Genomic DNA, 25098 nt, shown 5'->3' with positions numbered 1-25098 from the left:
CAGGTCAGGCGCTCGGCGCGAGCAACCGGAGCAGGTGACCCATGGGGCTGCGGCGGCGGGCGGGCTTCGCGTGCCGCCCGTGCCGGAGCAGGGTGGCGAACGCGCCGCCGACCTTGGTGATCTCCTCGGTCGGTTCGTTGCCGTCGGCCAGCCCTGCCGTCAGCGCGAGAGTGCGCAGCTCGGCTTCGTGGCCAGGGATCAGCGCGGGGCACCGCTCGAGGGCCGCGTCGAGAACGGCGCGGAGGGTCTCGTGTTCGGTGATGGCGCTGTTCCAGGCGCGGGTGACGGCTTCGACCCTGTCGAGCGCGAGGTCCTGGTCGGCGTAGTCCGGATCGGTCATCTCGGCGCGGAGGTGACCGGCGAACACCTGGTTCCACTTGTACCGAAGGGCGACCAGAAGCTCGTCCTCGGTCGCGAAGTACTTGGTGGCGCCAGGGATTTCTTCGAGTGAGATCGCGTCGGACGGGTGGTGACCCGCCTGGCGCAGTGCGGCTTCGAGGATGTCGCGCCGCTGGTAGAAGTCGTTCCAGCTCATGATGTGGGCTCCCCTCCGTGACCCGGTTCATACCGCAGGTTTGCGGCATACTCCCGGTACGGACCTGACAGCAGTCAACATACCATGGGTATGGAGCGGGACCGGCGGCGTAAAGTTGTGAAGGTGGCGACAATGAGGTCAAGGCGGCTGGACTATTCCGAGTCCACCCGGTCGGCGCTCGTCGAGAGTGCCGTTGAGCTGTTCACCAAACGCGGGTACGCCGGCACGTCTCTCGACGAGATCGCCAAACGGGCCAGGGTGACGAAAGGCGCGCTGTACCACCATTTCAGTGGGAAGCAGGCGCTGTTCGAGGCTGCCTTCGACACGGTCGAAAGCCAGGTCTTCGACCGGCTCGAAAAGATCATGAACGGCCCGGCCTCGCCGTGGGAGCGGGCGCTCTCCGGGTTGCGCGGCTTCCTGCAGAGCTGCCTCGACCCGGCGTACCAGCGCATCGCGATCCACGAGGCGCCGGTGGTGATGGGCTGGGAACGCTGGCGCGAGGCGGAGGAGCGGTGCAGCTTCGGCCTGGTCCGCACCGGGATCCAGTCGCTCATCGAGGTCGGCGAGGTCGACGACGTCCCGGTGGACGTCACCGCGCGGCTGCTGTTCGGCGCGTTGTCGAGCGCCGCGATCGAGATCGCCAGCTCGCCGGAACCGAAGAAGGTCAGCGCCCAGGTCGAGGAGGTCCTGGTGCGGCTGCTCGTCGGGTTCCGCCGCGTTCCGCCCGCCGAGCACGGGAAAGCGAGCTGATCGCGCCCTGGCTAGGGTGGCGTTCGTGGACCTCAGGATCTTTACCGAGCCCCAGCAGGGGGCCAGCTACGAAGACCTGCTCCGGGTGGCGAAGGCCACCGAGGACGCGGGCTACGACGCCTTCTTCCGCAGCGATCACTACCTGAAGATGGGTTCTGCGACCGGGCTGCCGGGGCCGACCGACGCGTGGATCACCCTCGCGGGTCTCGCCCGCGAGACCCGCCGTGTGCGGCTGGGCACCCTCGTCACCGCCGCGACCTTCCGGCATCCGTCCGTGCTCGCGATCTCGGTCGCGCAGGTGGACCAGATGTCCGGCGGCCGCGTCGAACTCGGCCTCGGATCGGGCTGGTACGACGACGAGCACACCGCTTACGGCCTCGACCTGCCGCCGATCAAGGAGCGCTTCGACCGCTACGCCGAGCAGCTCGCCGTGGTCACCGGGCTGTGGGAGACGCCGGAGGGGGAGACGTTCTCCTTCGACGGCGAGCACTACAAGCTCGTCGACTCGCCGGGCCTGCCGAAGCCGGCGCAGCGGCCCCGGCCGCCGGTGATCATCGGCGGTGGCGGCAAGAAGCGCACCCCGGCGCTCGCCGCCCGCTACGCGGACGAGTTCAACCTGCCGTTCGTGGGACCGGACGTCGCCGCGGCGCAGTTCGGCCGCGTCGACGACGCCGCGCGCGAGATCGGCCGCGACCCCAAGGAGATCATCCGGTCGGCCGCGCTCGTCGTCGCCGTTGGCCGTGACGACGCCGAGGTCGCGAAGCGCGCTTCGGTGCTCGGGCGCGAGGTCTCCGAGCTGCGGGAGAACGGGCTCGCGGGCACGCCGTCCGAGGTCGTCGAGAAGGTCGGGCTGTGGCGGGAGAAGACCGGGATCACCCGGCTCTACCTGCAGCTGCTGGATCTTTCGGATCTGGACCAGATCGAGCTGATCGCCTCCGAGGTCGCTCCTCAGCTGGACTGAGCCTCGTGAGTGGTAAGGACGGTTCTAACCGTCCTTACCACTCACGAGTTGTCAGCTCTGCAGAGCGAAAGTGACGCCGGGGGCGGCAGGGGCCTCGGGGCGCGGCAGCCAGCGCTCGTCGCTCACCGGCAGGTCGCCTTCAAGCGCCGCGAGCACGGCTTCACGCGCCATCGGCAGCACCGACGCGACGGTGACCTCGCGGTCGAGCTCGTAGGAAAGCGAAGTCACGCCCGCGTCCCGGATGCCGCACGGGACGATCTTGTCGAAGGCGCCCAGGTCGGCGTTGCAGTTCAGCTCGAAACCGTGCATGGTCACGCCGCGCTGGACGCGGATGCCGATCGCGGCGATCTTCCGCTCCGGGCCGCGGTCGTCGGCGGGGATCCAGACGCCGCTGCGGCCCTCGACCCGGCCGGTGTGCACGCCGAGCTGGTCGCAGACGGTGATCAGGGCCTCTTCGAGCCGCCGCACGTAGTGCACGACGTCGATCGGGTCGGCGAGTTTGACGATCGGGTATCCGACCAGCTGACCGGGACCGTGCCAGGTGATCTTGCCGCCGCGGTCGACGTCGATCACCGGGGTGCCGTCGGTCGGCCTGTCCTCGGCTTCGGTGCGCTTGCCCGCCGTGTACACCGACGGGTGCTCCAGCAGCAGCATGGTGTCGGGGCCCTCGCCGTCGGCACGGGCAGTCACGTGCCGGCGCTGGAGTTCCCAGGCTTCGGTGTAGTCGATCGTCCCGATCTCGCGGACGTCGACGGGCTCGGTGGCGGCACGGCATGACGTGGTCGAAGAGCTCACGTCAGCGACACTACGCGCCGCCGCGCGGCAGTGGCAGCAGGCCCAGAGCGGCCGCCGAAATCAGGCCCACACCACCCACCGCGAGCACGGATCCCGCGGTGTCGGTCAGCCAGTGCACGCCCAGCACGATGCGGCAGAGGGCGCCGAGCACCGTCGCCGCGGCGGCGATCGTGATCGCCAGGCGCGCGAGGTGCGGCCGGGTCCACGCGCACAGCAGCACCGCGACGAACCCCGTGCAGGCGACCGCGACCACGTGCCCGCTCGGATAACTCAGATTGGGGAATTCACGAGGCCGCTCCCGGTAGAAGGCCGGTTTCGCGATCAGGCTGGTCATACGGCACAACAGCAGGACGACGGCCAGCTTGACGCACAAGACGGTCAGGTCGCGGCGGCGCCACGCGACCGCCACCAGCACGGCGCCCAGCGCGAACGGCAGCACCGGGCCGAGGACCTGCGTGACCAGGCCGGCCACCTGCCCGGCGGGCCGGGTGTGCTGGTCGCGGAACGCGTCGGCGAGGGCGACGTCCACCGGCGGCGGCCGCTCGTCGACGGACAGCCCGAGGAGGACGAAGCCGGCCAGCAGCAGGAATCCGGCGAGGGTGTACAGCCCGCGCTGCAAGGTCATGTCGCGGCGGCCAGCGCGTCCTCGAGGGTCGGATGGCGGAACGCGTATCCCGCCTCCTCCAGCGCACGCGGCATGGCCCGTTGCCCGAACAACGCCATCTCCTCGGCCGCCTGCCCGAGGGCGATCTTCATCGCGAAACCGGGCACCTGCCAGATCGCCGGCCGGTGCACAGCGCGGGCGAGCGCCTTCGTGAAGGCGGCGTTCGTGGCGGGCTGCGGCCCGGAGAGATTCACCGCGCCCGACAGCGATTCGTTCTCCAGCGCGAAAACGATCGCGCCGACCTCGTCGTCGAGCGAGATCCACGGCATGTACTGCTTGCCGTCGCCGAGTTTCCCGCCGAACCCCAAGCGGAACAGCGGTCGCAGGACGTCCAGGAGCCCGCCCTTGCGTGCGAGCACCAGCCCGGTGCGGATCCGCACGACACGGGCGCCGGCGGTGGCCGCGGTCTCGGTGGCGCCTTCCCACGCGGTGCAGAGCCCGGCGAGGAAACCGCGTCCCGCGGGGCTCGATTCGTCCACAAGGGACGGACCGGGATCTCCGTAGTAGCCGACGGCGGAAGCGTTGACCAGCACGGGGATCCCGTGTTCGGCGACGGCCTCCGCGAGGACCTCCGTCGGTTCGACCCGGCTGTCGAGGAGCACCTGTTTGCGGGCCGCGCTCCAGCGTCCGGGCAGCAGCGGCGCGCCCGCGAGGTTCACGACCGCGTCGACCCCGTCGAGCGCGCCGTCGGCGATCTCCCCGGCGGGAGGATCCCAGCGGCGCTCGTCGGCCGCCCGCTCCTCCCGGCGGACGAGCCGGACCACTTCGTGCCCGGAACGGCGTAACCGTGTCGTGAGGGAGGTGCCGATCAGTCCGCTCGCGCCCGCGATCAGAACTCGCATGATCCGATCGTGTCCTATCCGCGATCCGGACGCACGCTCAGGTTCTTCAGCTGCCCGGCGACGTCCGACGCGGCGGTGAGCAGCACCAGCACCGGGATCGTCGCGGTGGGACGAAGCCGGTAGCTGCCGCGCTTGTCCTGCTCGACGATCCCGGCGCCGGTCAGCGCCTTGAGATGGTGGTACAGCTGGCCGGGCGAGCCGAGTTCGGCGGCCTCCTGCAGGGCGGGCGCGGTCTGCGCGCCCTTCTCGGCCAGCGTCCGCACGAGCGCCACCCGCGCGGTGCTGGACAGGGCCGCGAGCACTTCGACCCGCGGCCCGTCCGCGAACGCCAGCATCGGGCCGGGCGTGACGTTGATCGCCCAGCTCAGCTCGACGGGTTCGGTCAGTTCACCGTGGTAGCCGACCAGCCCGCCGGGGCTCGCCGCCGGTTCGGTGTCCTGCTGCCCTTCCAGCGCGGCGACCCGTGCTTCGAGGGCGGCGATCCGGTCGGCGAGCTCGGCGTTCATACCGGTTATCTATACCGTCGCTCAGCGGAGCGCTCGTTCCAGGGCCGTGAACCGCGCAGGATCGGACAGCGCCGCGAGTACGAGTTCGACGAGTGGCAGGGCGTTCTGCACGTCCTGGTCGCTCAGGCCGGTGAGCAGCAGGGCCGCCGTGCCCGAACGCTCGCCCGGCCAGCGGACGGAAAGCCCGACGGTCAGTGTGCGCGGCAGGCTTCCGCCCTTGAAGAGCACTTCGCTCGCTCCGGGCGGCACCCGGTCCGAGAGCGGCTTCGCGAGGATCTCGCGCGCGGGTGGGTAGAGGCCCTTCGCGATGTTGCGATGAAGTGAGAACAGATCCGTCGCCGAGCCCTGACCGTGCCCCTTGATCCACGGCCATTGGGCGTCGGAGGTGGCGGGCATGTCCGGCCAGCGCTCGAAGGCTTCGGCGCGGAACCCCGGATCGCGGACGAACCGGCGCGCGACCGCGTCGCCCATCGCCCGCCGGACGGCGACCGGGCTGCCGGGCGGGGGCGCGTACTCCGGCATCATCAGCATCAGGACCTCGCCGCCCAGCGAGCGCGTGTCCGGCCTCGCCCAGCCGCCCCGCGCCGCCGCCCGCCGGAGGGCTGGATCGCCGAGACGGGTGCGGAGATAGTCCGTGGCGGCGTTGTCGCTGAAGAGGATCATCGCTTCGGCGAGCCTGGCCAAGGGGACACGCTGCTCGGGATCCTTGGCGATGCCGAAGTCGTCGCAGGGAACGCCCAGCCAGTTGAGCGCCTGGAAGTGCGCGCGGCCGTCGGCGACGAAGGGGTGGTGGGCGTCCCAGTCGCCCACCCGGATCCGCTCCTTGGGGTCGAGCCTGCCTTCGGCGACCGCGACGGCGTACGCGCTGAGATGCACGACCTTGATCGACGAGGCCAGCACCCGCCGGACGCCGGGATCGCGCTCGGCACGGCGGCCGGCGCCGTCGTCGATCAGGACGGAGACGTCGTGCCGGTGCGCGGCGATCCAGTCGAGCCAGCCCTGTTCGGTCGTCGTGTCCGGCTGCGCCGCGCTCGCGGTCCCCGGCAGCAGCAGCGCGGCCGACCCCGCGGCGGCGCCCGCCAGCAGATGGCGTCTGGTCAGCATGGTCGATACCCTCCCTCTTGTTTTCCGTAATTCCGGAATACTAGAGTTCGGGGACTCTGTCAAACCCACGCATTTAGTCCTCTGAATGCGGTAGTTCGTCATGCCAACGACCGCATTCAGAGGACTAAATGCGTGAAGGCCCCCGCCCCGCCGAAGCGGGACGAGGGCCTTCACGCCACTACCGGAGGATCAGAGACCGAGCTCGTCCTCGAAGTTGCCCTCTTCCAGACGCTGCTTGATCGTCGTGACGAAGCGGCCCGCGTCGGCCCCGTCCACCAGGCGGTGGTCGTAGGTCAGCGGCAGGAACGCCATCGACCGGACGGCGATCGTGTCGTTGCCGTCGGCGTCCGCGATCACGACCGGACGCTTCACGACCGCGCCGGTACCGAGCATGCCGGACTGCGGCTGCACGATGATCGGCGTGTCGAACAGGGCGCCGTTGGAGCCGATGTTCGTGATCGTGAAGGTGCCGCCCGACAGCTCGTCCGGCTTGATCTGGCCCGAACGCGCGCGGCCCGCCAGGTCGGCGATGCGGTGCGCGAGACCGGCGAGGCTGAGCTCACCCGCGTCGTGGATGACCACCGACAGCAGACCCTTTTCGGTGTCCACCGCGATCCCCAGGTGCACAGCACCGTGGTAGGTGATCTCCTTCGTGTCCTCGTTGTAGGACGCGTTGACGTTCGGGTGCTGCTTGAGCGCCTCGACGGTGGCCTTCGCGAAGAACGGCAGGAACGTCAGGTTGACGCCCTCGCGCTCCTTGAAGGCCGCCTTCGCCCGCTGGCGGAGCTTGGCGATCTTCGTGACGTCCACCTCGTGGACCTGCGTGAGCTGCGCGGAAACCTGCAGCGACTCGCGGGTCTTCGTGGCGGTGATCTGCCGGATCCGGCTGGCCTTCTGCACGGTGCCGCGCAGAGCCGCGAGCTCCGGCGAAACCGTGGCCTTGCGCGGAGCCGACGGCGCGGCGGCGGCCGGGGCGGCGGCAGCGGGCTGCGCGGCGGGAGCCGGGGCGGCCTTCTGCTTGGCCTCGGCGGCCGCGAGCACGTCCTGCTTGCGGATGCGGCCGCCGACGCCGCTGCCGGACAGCGACGACAGGTCGATGCCGTGCTCCGAAGCGAGCTTGCGGACGAGCGGCGTCACGTACGGCGCGTTGTCCGAGCCGCTGTCGCTGCTCGCGGCCGGCTTCGGCGCCTCGGCCTTGGGAGCCGGGGCGGCCTGCGGAGCCGGGGCGGGCTTCGGCGCGGGAGCCGCTTCGGCCTTGGGCTCGGGCTTCGGTTCCGGCTTGGGCTCCGGCTTCGGCTCGGGCTTGGGCTCCGGCTTCGGCTCGGCCTTCGGGGCCGGGGCGGAACCGGCGGCACCGATCACCGCGAGCACACCGCCGACCTCGACGGTCTCGTCCTCGCCTGCCCGGATCTCCAGCACGGTGCCGGCGACCGGGGACGGGACCTCGGTGTCGACCTTGTCCGTGGAGATCTCGAGCAACGGCTCGTCGACCTCGACGCTCTCGCCGACCTGCTTGAGCCACCGGGTGACGGTGCCCTCGGTGACGCTCTCGCCCAGCTCAGGCAGCTTCACCTCGGTGCCTTCGCCGCCCGAAGCCGGCGCGGTGTCCGGCTGGGACGGAGCGGAGGCCTCTTCCTTCGCGGGCTCGGGCTCCGGCTCGGGCTGCGCCTCTTCGGCGGCCGGCTCGGCCGAACCGGAGGACTCCGGCACCCCGCCGGTCCCGTCGTCGATGACGGCGAGCTCGCCGCCGACCTCGACGGTCTCGTCTTCCTGAGCGCTGATCTTCACGACCTTGCCGGCGACCGGGGACGGGACCTCGGTGTCGACCTTGTCCGTGGAGATCTCGAGCAACGGCTCGTCGACCTCGACGGTGTCGCCCTCCTGCTTCAACCACCGGGTGACGGTGCCCTCGGTGACGCTCTCACCGAGCTCCGGCAACGTGACGGAGTAGGCCATCGTTCGCTGACTCCCTTGATATGTCTTGCTTGGTCTGGTTCTTCGACGGTGAGACGTCAGCTGTGGACGTGGAGCGGCTTGCCCGCCAGGGCGAGGAACGCCTCACCGAGGGCCTCGGTCTGCGTGGGGTGCGCGTGGATGAGCGGGGCGACGTCCTCGGGGAAGGCCTCCCAGCTGTAGATCAGCTGCGCTTCGCCGATCAGCTCGCCGACGCGGTCGCCCACCATGTGCACGCCCACGACCGGCCCGTCCGGAGCCTTGATCAGCTTGACCCCACCGGAGGTCTTGAGGATCTGGCTCTTGCCGTTGCCGCCGAGGTCGTAGGTGAAGGTGGTGACGTCGGAGCCGTACTTCTCCTTCGCCTGCGACTCGGTCAGGCCGACCGAAGCGACCTCGGGGTGCGAGTAGGTGACGCGCGGGATGCCGCTCTCGTCGATCACGCGCGGCTCCTGGCCGGCGATCTCTTCCGCGACGAAGATGCCCTGCTGGAACCCGCGGTGCGCGAGCTGCAGGCCGGGGACGATGTCGCCGACGGCGTAGACGTTCGGCAGGTTGGTGCGCAGGCGGTCGTCGGTGAGGACGAAACCGCGCTCCATCTTGACGCCGGCCTCCTCGTAGCCGTGCCCGGCCGAGTTCGGGCCACGGCCGACGGCGACCAGGAGCAGGTCGGCTTCGAGCGTCTCGCCGGACTCCAGCGACACGCTGACGCCGTTGTCGTCCTGCTTGGCGCCGGTGAACCGGACACCGGTCTTGAAGGCGATCTTGCGACGGCGGAAAGCGCGCTCGAGCTGCTTGGACGCGTACTCGTCCTCGTTCGGGACCAGGCGGGGCAGCGCCTCCACGATGGTGACGTCGACGCCGAAGGACGCCCAGACGGACGCGAATTCGACACCGATGACACCACCGCCGAGGACGATGGCCTTCTTCGGGATGTAGTCCAGCGAAAGCGCCTGCTCGCTGGCGATGATGCGCCCGCCCAGCTCCAGGCCCGGCAGCGTCTTCGAGTACGAACCGGTGGCGAGGATGACGTTCTTGCCGGTGTAGCGGGTGCCGTCGACCTCGACGGTCGTGCCGCCGACGAACGTCCCGGTGCCCTCGACGAGGTTCACCTTGTGCGCCTTGGCCAGGCCCTGGAGGCCCTTGTACAGGCGCGAGATGATCCCGTCCTTGTACTTGTTGACGCCGGCGATGTCGATGCCTTCCAGCACGGCCTTCACACCGAAGGTCTCGGCGTCGCGGGTCTCGTCGGCGACCTCCGCCGCGTGCAGGAGGGCCTTGGTCGGGATGCAGCCTCGGTGGAGGCACGTCCCGCCAAGCTTGTCCTTTTCGATCAGGGTGACGGAAAGGCCCAGCTCGGCCGCGCGGAACGCGGCGGCGTAGCCGCCCGATCCGCCACCCAGGATCACAAGGTCGGCGGAGGTGTCGGTCACTTCAATAACTCCTCGGCAAGCGGTAGGGGTGGTGCTCTGGCGCCGCTCCGCGCGGTATACGCGCGCGCGGACACTTGCCATCTTGTCACTACGTGTGGAGAGCCTGCGACCTAGGCCGCGTCCTGTGACCCACGGGACACGGCCCGCGCGGACCGCCACGCTGAGCACACGCCCGCGTCGGGATAATGGACATCGGACGCGAATGGGAAGTGAGGTGGTCGGAGTGGGTCTGTTCGACTCGCTGCGCCGGCGCTCAAAAGGCGGGCAAAAGCCCGGTACGCTGCGGAAAGCCTCTTCAACCGACTTCAAGCATCTTGAGGAGTGGGCGTCTTCACGGACCGGTGTCGAGGCGTATGTGGAGCCGAAGACCAACGTCACGGAGACCACCGTCGTCCTCATCGCCCATGACGGTGAGTGGACCCGGCGCCGGATCGAGAGCCTGGACGCGGCTCAGCAGTTCGGTCACAAACGGTCGATCCCCGTCTACGAGGTGGCGCGGGTCGGCTACCCGAAGCGGATGCGGGAGTACACCGAGCGGAAGAAGCGCGGCGAAGCCTGACCCGGGTCAGAGGTCGATCTCGCCGACGTGCTGTCCGTCGTGGACGGTGCCGGTGGCGCGGAAGCCGAGCCGGAGGTAGAACGCCTCCGGACTGTGCTCGCCCGGGACCCAGAGGGTCGTCGCCCGCCGTCGGCCACGGCGCCGAGCCTCGTCGAGGACGGCCTCGACGGCGAAGCGGCCGTAGCCCTTGCCCTGCCGTCCGGCCGCGACGTTGAGCCGCCAGAGCCCGCAGCGGAAGTAGCCGATCGGGCAGTCCGGATCGAACGCGCCCATCACGAATCCGACCGGTTCGCCGTCGTCGAGGATCAGCCGCGGCCAGGCGACTTCGGGCTGCGCGTAGGCATCGGCGAGTGACCTGGTCACAGGGGCCACGTAGGACTCCTGATGCGGCTCGACGGCGATCGAGCACGCGGCGCCGACGTTGTCCCGGGTGATCTTCGTGAGCGTGAGAGCGGTCATGGTCGCGAAGCTAGCGACGCGCTCCGCCGGAATTCACGCAGATTGCGCCAAAAGGAGCAAGTGCCGCTCCAGCAGCGCACGGAACGTCGGATGCACCGTCGTGCCCAGCGCCGGGTCGATCTCCACCGTCCGCCACTCGTCGCCGGCGGCCGTCAGCAGCACGACGGCCGGATCCGAGATCACGACGACACCGCCTTCCGAGCGGAGTTCCGCGGTCCCGAGCAGCCGGGGGAAGACGACGTCCGCGGGCAGGCCGTCGCAGGTCTGCAGGAACTCGCGGTAGTCGCCGGGCAGCCGGAGCCCGAGCCGTGCCTCGGCCGCGTCGATGGTGCGGGGTGACGCCGCCGGGGGAGCGGAGCCTCCGCCGCGCAGCCGGAGGATGCCCCCGATCATCTCGCGCCAGGAGCCGGTGTCGGGCGGGTAGCGCTCGTACAGCGCCGCGACCAGCGCCCCGGCGCACACTTCGGTCCAGCCGCCGAGCCCGAGCGGGTCCGCGCCGCCGGCGAGCCGCGGCGCGAGACGCCGGGTCGCGGCGAGCACGGCGACGTCCGGGCGGCCCTGTCGCGACGCGATCTCCGCCCAGGCGTCCAGATCGCCTCGCGCGACGGCCTCGCGCAACCGGTCCGGCCGCGACGGCCCGAGATGCGAGACGGCCTCGCCGATCGGGGAACCGCCGAGCAGACCGTCGAGATCGGACACCCGCCGGGCGAGGTGGTCGTCGTGGGCGCGTTCCTCGGCGTCGAGATCGAGCGGGATCATCCCCGCCGCCCACTCGGGGTGCGCTCCTCGCGCTTCGAAGAGCATCGCCCACGCGCGGGCCTGCACGGCGCTGGGGACCAGCGCCGTGACGGGACGTTCGGTGAGCGCGTGCCAATGCGTGACCAGCCGGTCGGCGTCCGCCATCGCCCCGGACGCGGCGAACAGCAGCGCCGCGTGCGCGATCCGGTCGTCGAGCGTCGCGTCGTCACCGCTGAGCACGTCCCTGATCGCGCCTTCGAGATACGCGTCCCTGTCCACGGCACCGACCCTGCCACAGATGTGCGAAAGGGCCTTTCCTCGCGCGGGGAAAGGCCCTTTCGGCTCAGCTCGGATCAGCCGTTCGCGGCGATGTCCGCGAGCACGGCGGCGATGGTGCGGACCGGGACGCCGGTGCCGCCCTTGCCGGTGTAGCCCCACGGGCCGGCGGTGTTGAACGACGGGCCCGCGATGTCGATATGCGCCCAGGGCAGGCCCTCGGTGACGAACTCGCGCAGGAAGATGCCCGCCGCGAGCATGCCGCCCCAGCGGTGCCCGGTGACGTTGGCCAGGTCGGCGAGACGCGAGTCGAGGTCGGCGCGCAGCTCCTCCGGCAGCGGCATGGCCCAGCCGCCCTCGCCGGTGGCCTGCGCGATCGAAGCGATCCGGTCGCGGAACTCGTCCGAGCCCATGACGCCCGCGGTGCGGTTGCCGAGCGCGACGACCTGCGCGCCGGTCAGCGTCGAGGTCTCGATCAGGTAGTCGGGGTTCTCCTCGCCCGCGCGCACGATCGCGTCGGCCAGCACGAGACGGCCTTCGGCGTCGGTGTTGAGCACCTCGACGGTCTTGCCGCCGTACATGCTGAGCACGTCGCCCGGCCGGTACGAGGTGGCCGAAGGCAGGTTCTCCGCCAGCGGGATGTGCGCGACGACCTCGAGCGGGTACTTCAGCTTCGCGGCCAGCACCACGGAGGCGAGCACGGCGGCCGCGCCCGACATGTCCGAGGTCATGTGGTCCATGTTCGCGGCGGGCTTGATCGAGATGCCGCCCGAGTCGAAGGTGATGCCCTTGCCGACCAGCGCGACCTTCTTCGAGGCCTTCGCGGGCTTGTAGGCGATGCGCAGCAGGCGCGGCTGCCGCGACGAACCGCCGCCGACGCCGAGGATGCCGCCGAAGCCCTTGCGCTTCAAGGCCTTCTCGTCGAGGACCTCGAAGTCGAGGTTGTTCGCCTCGGCCAGGGTCTTCGCGCGGTCGGCGAAGGAGGCCGGGAACAGGTCGTTCGGCGGGGTGTTGATCAGGTCGCGGGCGATGATGACCGACTCGGCGATCAGACCGGCGGCCTTCAGCGTCGCCTTGTGGTCCTTGGCGGTGCCCTCTTCGGGGCTCACGAAGTCGACCTTGGCGACCGGGCCGTCGCCCTTCTCGGAGCGGTATTCGGTGAAGTTGTAGGCGCCGAGCACGGTGCCCTCGACGGCGGCCTGCAGGTCGATCGCCGACAGCGTGACGAACGCGCGGTCGGTCCCGCTCAGCGCCCGCGCGGCGGCACCGGCGCCCCGGCGGACCTGCTCGGCGGTGACGCCGTCCGCACCGGCCTTGCCGAGGCCGACGGCCAGCACGACACCGGCGGACAGCTTGCCCAGCGTCGGTACCTTGACGACCTCGTCGGCCTTGCCGGACGCGCCGAGGGTGCCGAGGACTTCGGCGAGCTTGCCGTCGAAAGCGGCGTCGGCGACGGAGGAGCCGGCGGCGAGCGCCAGGCCGTCCTCACCCTGCAGGGTGCCGATGACGACGACGTCGGCGCGCGTCTTGGCAAGCGCCGCTTCGGCGTTCTCGGTCAGGGCAAGCTTCGGCACGGTCACTTCTGGCTCCTCGCGCGTTCGCGGTGGTACCGGGCGGCCGCCCGGTTGGATCGTGAGCCATGCTAATGACAGTGGGACCTGGGGGAACAGCGGGGCCGACCGGGTAACTGGACGGACTGGAAGGGAGACGGAATGCGACTCGCCGGCGGTCTGCTCGTCGCGCTGGCGGTGGCCACCTCCGGAGCGGGCTACTGGGTACTCGTGGCCGCCGTGGTCGCGGCCGTGCTCGCCGTCGCGGTCGAGGCGTCGCTGCCGCCACTGGGCGACACTCGGCCCGAACGGATCGCGGGCTCCGTTTCCCGGCTCGGCCTGGTCCTGGTCTTCGCGACGACGTTCGGGCAGTACCTCTTCCCGTCCGCGCCGGGAGCCGCCGCGGCGGTGTTCGCCGTCGTGGTGGCGGCCGCCGACCTGGCCGGAGTCCGCCTCGGCGACTACGCCGCCCGCTGGGTGACCGGGCTGCTGCTGGCCGCCGCCGCGTCCCTGATCGCGATCTGCGTCGGCATCCCGCCGTTGGCGCAGTTCATCGCGCCGGACCCGCCGTCCGTACCCGGTCTCGGCCTCGCCGTGCTGGTACTTCTGCCGTTCCTGGCGCCCCGCCGCCCCGGCGCGGGCCGGGCCGCCGCGGTGGGGGCCGTGGCCGTCGCGATCACGGCCGTCGCCCTCTACCAGCTGGGACCGATCCGGCTGGGGCTTTCGGCGACCTCGTTCCGTGAGCTCCTCGCCGCGGCCGACGCGGTCTCGCTGCTGCCGGTGCTGACCGTGGTGGCCGCCGTGGCGACCGTGCCCGTCGCGGTGGACGCCTTCACCGAAGGCAGGGAACGGCTTTCCCCGGAACGTCCGAAGGCGACACTCGCTTGTGGACTGATCGTGGCCGTCGCCGCCGCCTTCGCTGGGCCGGTCGTGGCCCTCGCGCTCGCGGGAGTGGGAACGCTCGCCGAATCGGTTCTGCGGGTCCGCGCCCGTGGGTACCGTGCAAGGCGTGCGTGATCCTCTCTGGACCCCGGGCGACACGGTCGTCGAACGCTTCCTGCGACCGGACGGCTCGATCGGCCAGCATCACCCGCTGCGCGTCATCGCCGACGACGGCACCGTGCTGCTCGGCTGGCTGCCCGCGGACACCCCGATCGTCGGTAGCAGGCTCGCCGACGGGCGGCTCTTCCGCGAGGCGCCCCTGGAGGAGCGGTTCCGGGTGCCGAGAGTGCGCGTGGCCGATTTCTGGCGCGACACGTCGACGCTGCGCCGGATCGCCGACGACGAGTGGTCGTCGGTCTGGTGGTTCTTCGACGCCGACGGCCGCTTCCTGAACTGGTACGTCAACCTCGAGGTCCCGCTGGGGCGCACGCCGTCCGGGCCCGACCGGATCGACGGCATCCTCGACGTCGCCGTCGAGCCCGGCGGACGCTGGCAATGGAAGGACGAGGACGAGGCCGAGGAAGCCGTGCTCGCCGGCCGCATCACCGCGGGGCAGCTCGAACGACTGCGCGCCGAGGGCGAGCGGATCGGGGCACTCGCGGACGCCGGGCGGTTCCCCTTCGACGGGACGTGGACCGACTTCCGGCCCGACCCGGACTGGCCCGCGCCCGGCCTCCCCGACGGGTTGCTCTAGCTCACCTGCAGAAGCAGGAGCAGCACCAGCACGACGTTGATCACGGTGAGGATGACCACCGATTTGGTGGACAGCTCGCGCGGGAAGACCTTGCCGTGGATGCTCTTCCACCAGAAGATGCCGAAACCGCCGGCGACCAGGCCGAGGAAGGCGCCGAAACCGCTGTCGAGCAGGGCCCAGCCGTCCATCATCAGCACGCCGGTGCCGAAGGTGAGCAGCACGGCCGTCACGAAGGTCTTGACGTCGGCCCCCGCGCCGGGGGTGGCGGGCTGGGCCGGGTGAGCGGGCTGCATCTGGTTGTACGTCACGCCGCCATCCTAGGGGCGCGACCCCTCGCGTGTTCGTCGTGACGGACAGATCGAGGGAGGTAAAGATATGCGGACGTCCGACTAACGTGGGTCCGACCAAGCGTTATCGTTTTAGGCATGACGACCTCGACGCAGTTCAGCCACCTCCCGCACCCGAGCCCCGCGAGCCCGGAACGCGTCGCGGACGTATTGGCCGCACCCGGTTTCGGGTTGCACTTCACCGACCACATGGTGACCGTGAAATGGAGCGCCGAGCAGGGCTGGCACGACGCGACCGTCGGGCCGTACGCGCCCTTCGCGCTCGACCCGGCCACCTCCGTGCTGCACTACGGCCAGGCGATCTTCGAAGGCCTGAAAGCGTACCGCCAGCCCGACGGCACGATCGCGGCGTTCCGCCCCGACGCGAACGCGGTCCGCTTCCGTAACTCGGCCGAGCGCCTCGCCATGCCGCAGCTGCCGGTGGAGACCTTCCTCGACTCGATCCGCGAGCTCATCGCGGTCGACAGCCGGTGGGTCCCGACGAAGCCGGGCGAATCGCTGTACCTGCGGCCGTTCATGATCTCCACCGAGGCCGGGCTCGGCGTCAACCGGCCCGCGAACGAGTACCTCTACGCGCTGATCGGCTCGCCCGCCGGCTCGTACTTCTCCGGTGGCGTCAAGCCGGTGAGCGTGTGGCTCTCGACCGAGTACGTGCGCGCCGTCCCCGGCGGCACCGGCGAGGCGAAGTGCGCGGGCAACTACGCGGCCTCCTTCGTCGCGCAGGCCCAGGCCGTGGAGAAGGGCTGCGACCAGGTCGTGTGGCTCGACGCGGTCGAGCGGCGCTGGGTCGAGGAGATGGGCGGGATGAACCTGTTCTTCGTCTTCGGCTCCGGCGACGAGGCCCGTGTCGTGACGCCGGAACTGACCGGTTCGCTGCTCCCGGGTGTGACCCGCAAGTCGCTGCTGGAGCTGGCGAAGTCGTTCGGGCACCAGGTCGAGGAGCGGCGCGTCTCCACCGACGAATGGGAGAAGGCGGCGGCTTCGGGCGAGCTGACCGAGGTGTTCGCCTGCGGGACCGCGGCGGTCATCACGCCGGTCGGGCACGTGAAGCACGCCGGCGGCGAGTTCTCCGTCGCGGGCGGGCAGCCCGGCGAGCTGACGATGAAGCTGCGCGGCGCGCTGACCGGGATCCAGGAGGGCACCCGGGAGGCTCCGGAAGGCTGGATGTACCCGCTGGGCTGACGCTCCGACCCCTGCCAAGTCCGTGAAGGCCTCCTTGAGGGACCCAGAGTCCCTCAAGGAGGCCTTCACAGACTTCCGCATTTAGAGGACTAAACGCGGAAGGAGGGTCAGGAAGGAGGGGTCTCGATCAGCGGCCCGCTCACCCCGGCCTGCTCGTGCGTGGCCATCTCCGCGAGCACCCGCGTCGCCATGAACACCAGCGGAAGCGCGGCGACCGCGCCCGTTCCCTCGCCGAGGCGGACGTCCAGGTCCAGGATCGGCTCCAGGTCGAGATGCTCCAGTGCCAGCGCGTGCGCGGGTTCGCCGCCGCGCTGGCCCGCGGTCCACCACTGCCGCGCGCCCGGGACGAGTTCCTCGGCGACCAGCGCGGCCGCGGAGGCGACCAGGCCGTCCAGGATCACCGGTGTCTTCCGCAGCGAGGCCTGCGCGAGGAAGCCCGCCATGGCGGCGATGTCCGCGCCCGCGGCGGTGCGCAGCAGCGCGACCGGGTCGGCCAGCACGGCCCTGGCCCGCCGCAGCGCGTCACGGACCGCCGCGGCCTTGCGCATCCAGGCGTTGTCGTCGATGCCGGAACCGCGGCCGACCACGGCCACCGGTTCGCTGCCGGTCAGCGCCGCGACCAGCACCGAGGCCGGGGTGCTGTTCCCGATCCCGAGGTCGCCCGCGATGAGCAGGTCGGCCCCGCCGTCGACCTCGGCGTCGGCGATCGCCCGGCCCGCGCGGACGGCGGCGCGCGCCTCGTCGTCGGTCAGCGCGTCTTCGACGTCGATCGAGCCGGAACCGCGCCGCACCTTGAACTCGCCGATCGACCGCGTCGCGGGGGCGTCGCTGTCGACGGCCATGTCGACCACCCGCACGCTCGCGCCCGCCGAGGCCGCCAGGACGTTGATGGCCGCGCCACCGGTCAGCATGCTTCCGACGAGTTGTGCGGTGACCTCGCCCGGATAGGCCGAGACGCCCTTGGCGGCGACACCGTGGTCCCCGGCGAACACCACGACGCGGGGCCGCGTGAACGGCCGCGGCGGTGACTGGCCCTGGCAGGCCGCGACCCAGACGCCCAGTTCTTCGAGCCTGCCCAGCGAACCGGCCGGTTTGATCAGTTTCGTGTGCAGGGCGATCGCCGCCGAACGCGCGTGTTCATCAGGCTGCTCGACTTCGGCGAACTCGAGGTTTTCGTCGTCCAATGCCCTGCCCCTTCGGATCACTTTGGTGGCCGGGCCCAACCTACCCACCCGGCTGTGCCAGAGTTGCCTGTGGCTCAGACGAAGGCCGCCGGGGTGGTGCTCGCGAGCGGAGCGGGTACCCGGGTCGGCGCCAAGCTCAACAAGGTCTATCTGCCGGTGGCGGGCAAAAGGGTCGTCGCGTGGTCGCTCGACGCCTTCGCCCGCGTGCCCGGAATCGACGTGCTCGTGCTCGTCATCCGGCCGCAGGACACCGAACTCGCGCGCGAGGTGCTCGCCGCGCATCCGGGCGAGGTCGAACTCGTCCACGGCGGCGCGACGCGACAGGGTTCGGAGCTGAACGCCTTGCGCCATATGGCTTCCCGCATCGAGAGCGGCGAGATCGACGCGGTACTGCTGCACGACGCGGCCCGCCCGCTCGTCACCCCGGAGCTGATCGCGGACGTCCTCGCCGGCACCCGGCGCCATGGGGGAGCGGTGCCCGGCGTCGCGGCCGACGACATCGTGCGCGTCGACGGCGGCACCGTCTCCGGCGCGCTGCCGGGGGCGATCAGGGTGCAGACACCGCAGGGTTTCCGCGCCGCCCCGTTGCTCGAGGCGTACGAAACGGCCGAGCGTGAGGGATTCGTCGGCACGGACACGGCTTCGTGCATGGAAAGGTTCTCCGCGCTGCCGGTGCGGTGGGTTCCGGGCAGCGCGGAGAACCTCAAGATCACCTACCCGCACGACCTCGTTGTCGCCGAGCAGGTGATCGGCCGAGGTTAGGGATCTCCCTGGTCGGCCTTGGTCGGTATGGCGGGCAGGACGGTGACCGGCCGTCGTGCCTCCATCGGGATCACGCAGTCCGGATGTGGTTGCAGCAGCTGGATCGGCGCGGCGGTGTCGCCGGGCGGCGGGATGGTGAGCACGGCGCGCAGGGTCCAGTCGGCCGTCGAGTGGTACTGCCAGGAGACGAGCGCCGGCTGGAAGACGTCGGTGTCGGCGAGCGTGGTGACGCGGAAGGCGCTCGCCCGTTCTTCCCCGCGGAGGATGAGGACGTCGGCGCAGGTGTCCCACTGGAACACCGCGGCACAGACCTCCGGCTCCTCCCGGGGGCCGAAGATGTAGACGACCCACCGGCGTCTTCGAAGCTCTTCGAGCAGTTCGTCGATGCTCAGATGGTTCATCGAGCCCCCCAACGGGTTTCGGGAACTTCTCGGAGAGTAACAGGTGTACTAGAGCACCGTCCAGAATGTGTACTAGTACGTAATAATGGGGTGTGAGCAGGATCCTTGGTGCTCGCCCATTGGTGTGCTAGAACGCTTGTGCGCACCGCGCGACCTTGTGAGGAGTCACCTTGCCCGCCGTCGATCGACCCGAACCGCCGTATCTCCAGATCGCGGGGAACATTCGCGACGACATCGTTTCGGGCAGGCTCAAGGAAGGCGACGCGGTTCCGTCCGCGCGCGAGATCGCCAGGAACTGGAACGTCGCGATGGCGACGGCGATGAAGGTGCTCTCGACGCTTCGCGCCGAAGGTCTGGTCCGCGCGGTACGCGGGATCGGGACAGTGGTGCAGACCAGGGCGCTGCATCGGTCCGCGCACGATCGGACGATCTCGATCGCGCGAACCGGCAAGGTCTATCCGCCGGGCCACTACGCGAAAATCCGCGAAGCGGGCCTCGTGCCCGCGCCGGACAGAGTGGCGGGCGCGCTCGGAATCGATGAAGGTGCTCCGGTGATCCGGCGGCGAAGGACCACGTACGCGGGCGAAGGACGGCCGGTGTCGACGTCGGTTTCGTGGTTCGACGGCGCTGTCGCGTCGAAGGCCCCTTTGCTGTTCGAGCCGGTGCGGATCGTCGAAGGCACGGTCAAATACGTGGCGGACCGGACGGGCCGGGTACTGACCGCGACGCATACTCAGCACGCCGCGGGGCTGGCGGGTGCCGAGGACGCGGCGGAACTCGGCGTGGCCGAAGGTTCGGCGATTCTGTTGAGCCGCAACAGGTTCTTGTCCGCCGAGGGTGACGTACTCGAGTACGGCGAATCGGCGGCCTTGCCGGACCACTGGATTTTCTACGAATACAACATCGAGGACGGGGCATGAAGCACATTCACGCGGGTAAGGTCCGGGACCTTTACGAAATCGACGGCGACATTCTGCTCGTCGCGTCGGATCGCGTTTCGGTCTACGACGTCTCGCTCCCGACCCCGATCCCGGACAAGGGCGCGCTGCTGAACCAGCTTTCCGCGTGGTGGTTCGAAAAGATGGCCGACGTGGTGCCGAACCACGTCGTTTCCACGACCGACGTGCCCGCCGAATTCGCCGGCCGCGCCATGCGCTGCAAGCCGCTGAAGATGATCCAGGTCGAGTGCATCGCACGCGGATACCTCACCGGTCTGGGGATGCGCGAATATCAGCGTGACGGCAAGGTTTCCGGTGTCGAACTGCCCGCCGGTCTCGTCGAGGCCGACAAGCTGCCCGAGCCGATCTTCACGCCCACCACGAAGATCTCCGACACCGGTCACGACGAGTTCATGACCTTCGCCGACGTCGTGAACGAGATCGGCCAGGAGACCGCGGACCGCCTCCGCGACCTGACGCTCGAGGTCTATACCAAGGGTGCGGAGCACGCGGCGAAGAACGGCATCATCATCGCCGACACCAAGATCGAGTTCGGGTTCGACGCCGATGGTGTGCTCACGCTCGGGGACGAGGTCCTCACGTCGGACTCGTCGCGGTTCTGGCCCGCCGACGAGTACGAGCCGGGCCGGACGCAGCACGCGTTCGACAAGCAGTTCGTCCGTGACTGGTCCACGACGACCGGCTGGGACAAGACGCCGCCCGGCCCCGCCATCCCGGCCGAGATCGTCGAGGCGACCCGCAAGCGCTACACCGAGGTCTACGAAAGGATCACCGGGAACACCTGGATTCCCGGTGGTGGTCATGCCTGAACAGCAGGTCTACGACCCGTACCGGCTGATCGACGACGTCGAGGGCCTGCTGATCCAGCGGGGCCACGCACCGGTGCGGCTCGACGGCCGGACCGGTGACCGGGTCGCCGGCGCGAGCAGGTTGTTGCGGGGCTTGGGAATCGATCCCTTGCGGGCCCCTGGTGACGCACTCGACCTCGACGGTCAGATCGCGTACCAGTCACGGGTACACGGCGACTGACGCTGAAGGACGCTTTCCCCGCATTACACGCGGTGAAGGACGCTTTCCCCCCATCGCATGCGGGGAAAGCGTCCTTCAGCAGCATCAGGGCGAGCGGGTCAGCGTCGGGTCGGTCTCGGTGACGCCGTCGAGGGCCTCGTCGATCGCGGCGAGCAGATCCGCGTCCAGCTTCACGCCGGCCGCCTTCACGTTCTCGTGCACCTGCTCCGGCCGCGAGGCGCCGATGATCGCCGAAGCGACGTTCGGGTTCTGCAGCACCCATGCCACGGCCAGCTGGGCCATCGTCAGGCCCGCCTTCTCCGCGATCGGCTCGAGCCGCTGCACGCGCTCGAGGACGTCGTCGTTGAGGAAGCGGGCGACCATGTTGGCGCCGCCCTTCTCGTCGGTCGCGCGGGAGCCCTCGGGCAGCGGCTGGCCGGGCTTGTACTTGCCGGTGAGCACGCCCTGCGCGATCGGCGACCAGACGATCTGGCTGAGGCCCTCGCGTTCGGAGGCCGGGACGACCTGCGCCTCGATGACCCGCCACAGCGCGTTGTACTGCGGCTGGTTCGAGATGAGGGGCACGTTGAGCTCGCGCGCGATCGCCGCGCCCTGGGTGATCTGCTCGGCGGTCCACTCGGAGACGCCGACGTAGAGCACCTTGCCCTGGCGGACGAGGTCGGCGAAGGCGAGGAACGTCTCTTCGAGCGGGACGGTCCGGTCGAACCGGTGCGCCTGGTAGAGGTCGACGTAGTCGGTGCCGAGGCGCTTCAGCGAAGCGTTCGCCGACTCCATGATGTGCTTGCGGCCGAGCCCCTGGTCGTTCGGGCCCTTGGGGCCGGTGGGCCAGTAGACCTTGGTGAAGATCTCCAGGCTTTCGCGGCGCAGGCCCTTCAGGCCGCGGCCGAGTACCGATTCGGCGGCCGTGTTCGCGTAAACATCGGCGGTGTCGAAGGTGGTGATGCCGACGTCGAGCGCCGCCTTGATGCAGGCCTGGGCCTGGTCCTCTTCCACCTGGGACCCGTGGGTGAGCCAGTTGCCGTACGAGATCTCACTGACATTGAGGCCGCTGCGGCCCAGTCGTCGAAACTCCATGGACGCGACTCTACCCCAGGCCGTTAGGCTGGCTAACGACCTGGGTTTCGCCTGGTCTCAGACCTTGTCGCCGGGCTTCACGCGCGGCTTGGGAACCCGCAGCTTGCGGATCTGGCTCGCCCGGATGAAGGAGTACCAGCCGACGGAGGTGCCCTTGATCGTCTCGTTCGGGAACTTCAGGCGGACCATCTTCGCGATCCGGCGCCCGCTGAGGAAACCCTCGACGATCATGCCGAGCAGCATCACGGTGCACAGCAGCGTCGCGTACCGCTGGACCTCGGGGTACGGCAGGATCAGCGCGACGAACACCAGGATCGCCAGCGGCATGAACAGGCCGAGCAGGTTGCGCCGCGAGTCGACCAGGTCGCGGATGTACGCCTTGACCGGGCCGCGGTCACGGGGGAGCAGGTACTTGTCCTCGCCGGCCATCATCCGCTCGCGGCGTTCCTTGGCGGCGTTGCGCTGCTTCTGCTTGTACTCCGGGTCGGCCTTCGCGGACTTGCGGAGCTCCTTGTTCCGCTTCATCGCCTCCCGCATGGTGGTCGGCGGGGGCGCCACCGGGCCGCGGCGCTTGGCTTCGGCCTCACGCCGCTTGGGCGTGGCCTTGCCCTTGCCCGGCGTATAGGCCTTGGCCTGGACCTCGACGGCCTCGGTGTCGGGCGTCTCGGTGTCCGTCGTGGCGGAGTCTGTGGTGCTACGGCGCAGGAACCTCACCTCACCAGGGTAGTTGCAGGCGTCACGGTGCCACGCACCAGGCCGAGCGATATGTCACCATGGAGGGGAACAGATCGGGACTCCGACGTGTTGGACCATGTGCAAGACGAGTACCCGCAGCGAGTTCGACCAGAGGGAGAACCATGACGACCGCTGAGCAGGCAGCCGCAGCTCAGGCCGAAACCGCCGAGGAGACCCACGGCGTCACGTTGACCGACGCCGCCGCCGGCAAGGCGAAGGCCCTGCTTGAGCAGGAGGGCCGCGACGACATGCACCTGCGCATCGCCGTCCAGCCCGGTGGGTGCGCGGGCCTCCGCTACCAGCTGTTCTTCGACGAGCGCACGCTCGACGGCGACCTGTTCCGTGACTTCGACGGCCTCCGCGTCGCCGTCGACCGGATGAGCGCGCCGTACGTGTCGAGCGCCGTGATCGACTTCGTCGACTCGATCGAGAAGCAGGGCTTCACGATCGACAACCCCAACGCGACCGGCAGCTGCGCCTGCGGCGACAGCTTCCACTGATCCGCGTCGAGGCATGAAGAAGGGCCGCGAACCTCACCCAGGTCGCGGCCCTTCTTCATGCCCGGATCTGGATCAGACGTAGGCGTCCAGATCGGCGACCTGGGCGTGACAACGCTCGTCCACGGTCCACGGCGGAGCGGTCTCCCGGGGCAGGGGCATGTTCTCGGCCTGGAGGGACGACGGGATGCCGGCACAGTCGGCGATGAGTTCGCCGATCGATTCCGGTTCGAGGTGATACGCGGAAGTGGTCACGAACGACAAGCTAATGACTCATCGTGGAGTCGGACACCACTACCAACCGGTAGTGTTGATGGCCGTGCCTGAAGCAACCCGTATGGGGCATGACCTGCGGGTAACTTAGCCGTCCTCGCCTCCGCGGGGCCGACCGATCAAGGAGAACCGGTGGCAGCCAGCGCCAGGATCGCAGTATCCGGCAGTATCGCAACCGACCATCTCATGCACTTCCCGGGCAGGTTCGCCGAGCAGCTCATCGCCGAGCAGCTGCACCGGGTTTCCCTGAGCTTCCTGGCAGACGATCTCGTCGTCCGGCGGGGCGGCATCGGCGCGAACATCGCCTTCGGCCTCGGGGTGCTGGGCAAGAGCCCGATCCTGGTCGGCGCGGTGGGCTCCGACTTCGCCGACTACCGCTCGTGGCTCGAGCGGCACGGGGTCGACACGGCCGGGGTGCTGGTGTCCGAGGTCGCGCACACCGCCCGCTTCGTCTGCACCACCGACGAGGACCTCTGCCAGATCGCGACCTTCTACGCCGGCGCGATGGCCGAATCCCGCAACATCGAACTCGCGCCGGTCGCCGCGCACGCCGGCGAACTGTCGCTCGTGCTGATCAGCCCGGACGACCCCGAAGGCATGGTCCGGCACGCCGAGGAATGCCGCCAGCGCGGCTACACCTTCGCCGTCGACCCCTCGCAGCAGCTGGCCCGGATGGACGGCGCGCAGGTGCGTGCCTTCATCGAGGGCGCGAAGTACCTGTTCAGCAACGACTACGAATGGGAACTGCTGCTGCAGAAGACCGGCTGGACCGAGGCCGAGGTCCTCGACCGCGTCGGCATGCGGATCACCACGCTCGGGGAGAAGGGCGTCGAGATCATCGGCAAGGACGGCCTCGCGCTGCAGATCGGCGCGGTCCCGGAACGCGGCAAGGTCGACCCGACCGGCGTCGGCGACGGCTTCCGGGCCGGGTTCATCGCCGGTATCGACGGCGGGCTCAGCCTGGAGCGTTCGGCGCAGCTGGGTTCGCTGATCGCCGTGCTGGTGCTGGAGACCGTGGGGACGCAGGAATGGTCCTTCGACCGCGCCGACGTCCTGGGCCGGCTCAAGGAGGCCTTCGGGCCGGAGTCCGCCGAGGAGATCGCGGCGGTCCTGCCTGCTTGAGCTGAAGGGGACCTTCCCCTCATGTGATGCAGCGAAGGGGCCCTTCACCGCGTGAGACGCGGGGAAGGGCCCCTTCAGCCGCGTCCGGTCAGGATGCCGCAGATCTCGGCGGGCCGGGACATATGCGGGCAGTGCCCCGCGTCGATCTCGACCGCGGTGACCCCGAGCCGTTCCCGGGCGGCCCGCCGCAGCCATTCCGGCCGAAGAGCGCGGTCCCGCGTGGGGACGATCACCGTCGACGGGATCTCCGGAGCAGTACCGGCGGGATGTGTCGCGAGCACCGCGGGGTCGAACAGCCGCAGGCTGTCGAGCGCGAGCCGTTCGGTCTCGGGATCGCAGTCGTGGAAGAGGAATTCCGACGCCTTCGCGGGATCGGCCGCCGGGTCCACGCCGATCCAGTCCGGTTCGAGTACGTCCCGCGCCTCGTCCCGCAGGCTCCGCCCGCCCGCGAAATCGGGGATGTAGGCGGCGAGCCACACCAGCGCCCGCGCGTCGAGGGCTTCGGCGATCGCGGGCAGCAGGACCCCCGCGCCGGAATGGGCCACGACCACCGGCCGCTCGCCGTCGTACTGGTCTCGCGCGTGCTGCGCGTAGCCCTCGACCCGCGGCTCGACCGGGGTCAGCAGGTCCACCGCGATCGGCCGGTGCCCGGTGGCGGTGAGCAGCTTCGCCACCCGGTCCCAGCCCGCAGGGCTCTGCGTCGTGCCGTGCACGAGGACGAAGTCCATCGCACCATGCTGGCCTCCACCGGGTGAACGGTGAAGGCCAGCGT

The 25098-nt window shown here is 70.0% G+C and carries 30 protein-coding genes; 12 read left to right on the top strand and 18 right to left on the bottom strand.

The features are described from left to right. Positions 1–4 precede the first annotated feature (4 nt). The gene (locus MJQ72_RS28105; protein ID WP_240594116.1) at positions 5–535 is read right to left on the bottom strand and encodes a hypothetical protein; all 531 of its coding nucleotides are present in this window, start codon (positions 533–535) and stop codon (positions 5–7) included. 132 nt (positions 536–667) lie between these two features. Here MJQ72_RS28105 and MJQ72_RS28100 point away from each other — a divergent pair, with 132 nt between their 5' ends. Beyond that, positions 668–1285 carry a TetR/AcrR family transcriptional regulator gene (locus MJQ72_RS28100; protein ID WP_034324103.1) on the top strand — a complete coding sequence of 206 codons (618 nt, stop codon included), beginning with the start codon at positions 668–670 and terminating at the stop codon, positions 1283–1285. Between the two features lie 25 nt (positions 1286–1310). Further along, positions 1311–2246 (top strand): LLM class F420-dependent oxidoreductase, encoded by a 936-nt coding sequence (locus MJQ72_RS28095; RefSeq protein WP_240594115.1) that lies wholly within the window; start codon positions 1311–1313, stop codon positions 2244–2246. A gap of 51 nt (positions 2247–2297) precedes the next feature. On the opposite strand, the gene lipB is transcribed toward MJQ72_RS28095, so the two are convergent. The 7 genes from lipB to lpdA form a co-directional block, all read right to left on the bottom strand. Further along, positions 2298–3041, bottom strand: coding sequence for a lipoyl(octanoyl) transferase LipB (gene lipB / locus MJQ72_RS28090; protein WP_240594114.1), 744 nt, complete (start codon positions 3039–3041; stop codon positions 2298–2300). Between the two features lie 10 nt (positions 3042–3051). Beyond that, positions 3052–3666 carry a phosphatase PAP2 family protein gene (locus MJQ72_RS28085; RefSeq protein ID WP_240594113.1) on the bottom strand — a complete coding sequence of 205 codons (615 nt, stop codon included), beginning with the start codon at positions 3664–3666 and terminating at the stop codon, positions 3052–3054. Beyond that, positions 3663–4547, bottom strand: coding sequence for a TIGR01777 family oxidoreductase (locus MJQ72_RS28080; protein WP_240594112.1), 885 nt, complete (start codon positions 4545–4547; stop codon positions 3663–3665). The genes MJQ72_RS28085 and MJQ72_RS28080 overlap by 4 nt, the downstream gene beginning before the upstream one ends. 14 nt (positions 4548–4561) lie before the next feature. Continuing rightward, the gene (locus MJQ72_RS28075) at positions 4562–5053 is read right to left on the bottom strand and encodes a helix-turn-helix transcriptional regulator (RefSeq protein WP_240594111.1); all 492 of its coding nucleotides are present in this window, start codon (positions 5051–5053) and stop codon (positions 4562–4564) included. A gap of 21 nt (positions 5054–5074) precedes the next feature. Next, on the bottom strand, positions 5075–6157 hold the full coding sequence (locus MJQ72_RS28070) for a serine hydrolase (protein WP_240594110.1): 1083 nt from the start codon (positions 6155–6157) through the stop codon (positions 5075–5077). A 189-nt stretch (positions 6158–6346) separates the two neighbouring features. Further along, on the bottom strand, positions 6347–8113 hold the full coding sequence (gene sucB, locus MJQ72_RS28065; RefSeq protein ID WP_240594109.1) for a 2-oxoglutarate dehydrogenase, E2 component, dihydrolipoamide succinyltransferase: 1767 nt from the start codon (positions 8111–8113) through the stop codon (positions 6347–6349). A gap of 56 nt (positions 8114–8169) precedes the next feature. Continuing rightward, entirely contained in the window at positions 8170–9543 is a 1374-nt protein-coding gene (gene lpdA, locus MJQ72_RS28060) for a dihydrolipoyl dehydrogenase (protein ID WP_240594108.1), read from the bottom strand. Between the two features lie 214 nt (positions 9544–9757). Between lpdA and MJQ72_RS28055 the strand changes: the two genes are divergently transcribed. Continuing rightward, complete coding sequence (locus MJQ72_RS28055; RefSeq protein ID WP_240594107.1) at positions 9758–10102, top strand: oxidoreductase; 345 nt, start codon at positions 9758–9760, stop codon at positions 10100–10102. 6 nt (positions 10103–10108) lie between these two features. On the opposite strand, the gene MJQ72_RS28050 is transcribed toward MJQ72_RS28055, so the two are convergent. From MJQ72_RS28050 to MJQ72_RS28040, 3 genes are all read right to left on the bottom strand, one after another. Beyond that, positions 10109–10561, bottom strand: coding sequence for a GNAT family N-acetyltransferase (locus MJQ72_RS28050; RefSeq protein WP_240594106.1), 453 nt, complete (start codon positions 10559–10561; stop codon positions 10109–10111). 33 nt (positions 10562–10594) lie between these two features. Then, positions 10595–11578 (bottom strand): SMI1/KNR4 family protein, encoded by a 984-nt coding sequence (locus tag MJQ72_RS28045; protein WP_240594105.1) that lies wholly within the window; start codon positions 11576–11578, stop codon positions 10595–10597. Positions 11579–11652: 74 nt separating this feature from the next. Next, positions 11653–13155 carry a leucyl aminopeptidase gene (locus MJQ72_RS28040; protein ID WP_240594104.1) on the bottom strand — a complete coding sequence of 501 codons (1503 nt, stop codon included), beginning with the start codon at positions 13153–13155 and terminating at the stop codon, positions 11653–11655. A 132-nt stretch (positions 13156–13287) separates the two neighbouring features. Between MJQ72_RS28040 and MJQ72_RS28035 the strand changes: the two genes are divergently transcribed. Then, positions 13288–14142, top strand: coding sequence for a hypothetical protein (locus MJQ72_RS28035; protein ID WP_240594103.1), 855 nt, complete (start codon positions 13288–13290; stop codon positions 14140–14142). Continuing rightward, positions 14135–14761, top strand: coding sequence for a DUF402 domain-containing protein (locus MJQ72_RS28030; RefSeq protein ID WP_315860759.1), 627 nt, complete (start codon positions 14135–14137; stop codon positions 14759–14761). Before MJQ72_RS28035 ends, MJQ72_RS28030 begins: the two co-directional genes overlap by 8 nt. Here MJQ72_RS28030 and MJQ72_RS28025 read toward each other — a convergent pair. Beyond that, positions 14758–15069 carry a hypothetical protein gene (locus tag MJQ72_RS28025; protein ID WP_126733793.1) on the bottom strand — a complete coding sequence of 104 codons (312 nt, stop codon included), beginning with the start codon at positions 15067–15069 and terminating at the stop codon, positions 14758–14760. The two genes, MJQ72_RS28030 and MJQ72_RS28025, sit on opposite strands and share 4 nt — an antisense overlap. 117 nt (positions 15070–15186) lie before the next feature. Here MJQ72_RS28025 and MJQ72_RS28020 point away from each other — a divergent pair, with 117 nt between their 5' ends. After that, on the top strand, positions 15187–16290 hold the full coding sequence (locus MJQ72_RS28020) for a branched-chain amino acid aminotransferase (protein ID WP_240594102.1): 1104 nt from the start codon (positions 15187–15189) through the stop codon (positions 16288–16290). 107 nt (positions 16291–16397) lie between these two features. Here MJQ72_RS28020 and cobT read toward each other — a convergent pair whose 3' ends face one another. After that, positions 16398–17474, bottom strand: coding sequence for a nicotinate-nucleotide--dimethylbenzimidazole phosphoribosyltransferase (cobT, locus tag MJQ72_RS28015; protein ID WP_240594101.1), 1077 nt, complete (start codon positions 17472–17474; stop codon positions 16398–16400). Positions 17475–17567: 93 nt separating this feature from the next. Between cobT and MJQ72_RS28010 the strand changes: the two genes are divergently transcribed. Then, the gene (locus MJQ72_RS28010) at positions 17568–18236 is read left to right on the top strand and encodes a 2-C-methyl-D-erythritol 4-phosphate cytidylyltransferase (protein ID WP_240601436.1); all 669 of its coding nucleotides are present in this window, start codon (positions 17568–17570) and stop codon (positions 18234–18236) included. On the opposite strand, the gene MJQ72_RS28005 is transcribed toward MJQ72_RS28010, so the two are convergent. Next, positions 18233–18637 carry a hypothetical protein gene (locus tag MJQ72_RS28005; protein ID WP_240594100.1) on the bottom strand — a complete coding sequence of 135 codons (405 nt, stop codon included), beginning with the start codon at positions 18635–18637 and terminating at the stop codon, positions 18233–18235. The genes MJQ72_RS28010 and MJQ72_RS28005 overlap by 4 nt on opposite strands. Before the next feature lie 170 nt (positions 18638–18807). On the opposite strand from MJQ72_RS28005, the gene MJQ72_RS28000 reads away from it, so the two are divergent. Genes MJQ72_RS28000 through MJQ72_RS27990 form a run of 3 tightly spaced genes read left to right on the top strand, consistent with a single transcriptional unit; the run spans position 18808 to position 20625 of the window. After that, the gene (locus MJQ72_RS28000) at positions 18808–19557 is read left to right on the top strand and encodes a GntR family transcriptional regulator (RefSeq protein WP_240594098.1); all 750 of its coding nucleotides are present in this window, start codon (positions 18808–18810) and stop codon (positions 19555–19557) included. Continuing rightward, positions 19554–20405, top strand: a complete 852-nt coding sequence (locus MJQ72_RS27995) for a phosphoribosylaminoimidazolesuccinocarboxamide synthase (protein ID WP_240594096.1) — start codon at positions 19554–19556, stop codon at positions 20403–20405. The genes MJQ72_RS28000 and MJQ72_RS27995 overlap by 4 nt, the downstream gene beginning before the upstream one ends. Further along, positions 20398–20625, top strand: coding sequence for a hypothetical protein (locus MJQ72_RS27990; protein WP_016336063.1), 228 nt, complete (start codon positions 20398–20400; stop codon positions 20623–20625). The genes MJQ72_RS27995 and MJQ72_RS27990 overlap by 8 nt, the downstream gene beginning before the upstream one ends. An 84-nt stretch (positions 20626–20709) precedes the next feature. Here the strand turns inward: MJQ72_RS27990 and MJQ72_RS27985 are convergent, their stop codons facing one another. Together MJQ72_RS27985 and MJQ72_RS27980 are read right to left on the bottom strand one after the other, a co-directional pair. After that, positions 20710–21699 (bottom strand): aldo/keto reductase family protein, encoded by a 990-nt coding sequence (locus tag MJQ72_RS27985; RefSeq protein ID WP_037344716.1) that lies wholly within the window; start codon positions 21697–21699, stop codon positions 20710–20712. A gap of 57 nt (positions 21700–21756) precedes the next feature. After that, on the bottom strand, positions 21757–22413 hold the full coding sequence (locus MJQ72_RS27980; protein ID WP_240594094.1) for a DUF3043 domain-containing protein: 657 nt from the start codon (positions 22411–22413) through the stop codon (positions 21757–21759). Positions 22414–22556: 143 nt separating this feature from the next. Here MJQ72_RS27980 and MJQ72_RS27975 point away from each other — a divergent pair, with 143 nt between their 5' ends. Then, positions 22557–22934, top strand: a complete 378-nt coding sequence (locus tag MJQ72_RS27975) for an iron-sulfur cluster assembly accessory protein (RefSeq protein ID WP_125684465.1) — start codon at positions 22557–22559, stop codon at positions 22932–22934. Between the two features lie 72 nt (positions 22935–23006). On the opposite strand, the gene MJQ72_RS27970 is transcribed toward MJQ72_RS27975, so the two are convergent. Next, a complete protein-coding gene (locus MJQ72_RS27970) occupies positions 23007–23195 on the bottom strand; it encodes a hypothetical protein (protein WP_240594092.1) in 189 nt (62 codons plus the stop codon). A 141-nt stretch (positions 23196–23336) separates the two neighbouring features. Here MJQ72_RS27970 and MJQ72_RS27965 point away from each other — a divergent pair, with 141 nt between their 5' ends. Further along, positions 23337–24326 (top strand): carbohydrate kinase family protein, encoded by a 990-nt coding sequence (locus tag MJQ72_RS27965; protein WP_240594090.1) that lies wholly within the window; start codon positions 23337–23339, stop codon positions 24324–24326. A gap of 74 nt (positions 24327–24400) precedes the next feature. On the opposite strand, the gene MJQ72_RS27960 is transcribed toward MJQ72_RS27965, so the two are convergent. After that, positions 24401–25054 carry an alpha/beta fold hydrolase gene (locus MJQ72_RS27960; RefSeq protein ID WP_240594088.1) on the bottom strand — a complete coding sequence of 218 codons (654 nt, stop codon included), beginning with the start codon at positions 25052–25054 and terminating at the stop codon, positions 24401–24403. Between the last annotated feature and the right edge of the window lie 44 nt (positions 25055–25098).

The organism is Amycolatopsis sp. EV170708-02-1 (genome assembly GCF_022479115.1).
GTDB lineage: Bacteria > Actinomycetota > Actinomycetes > Mycobacteriales > Pseudonocardiaceae > Amycolatopsis.
Note: the sequence above shows the minus strand (reverse complement) of the source record. Positions and strands in the feature narration are given on the sequence as shown.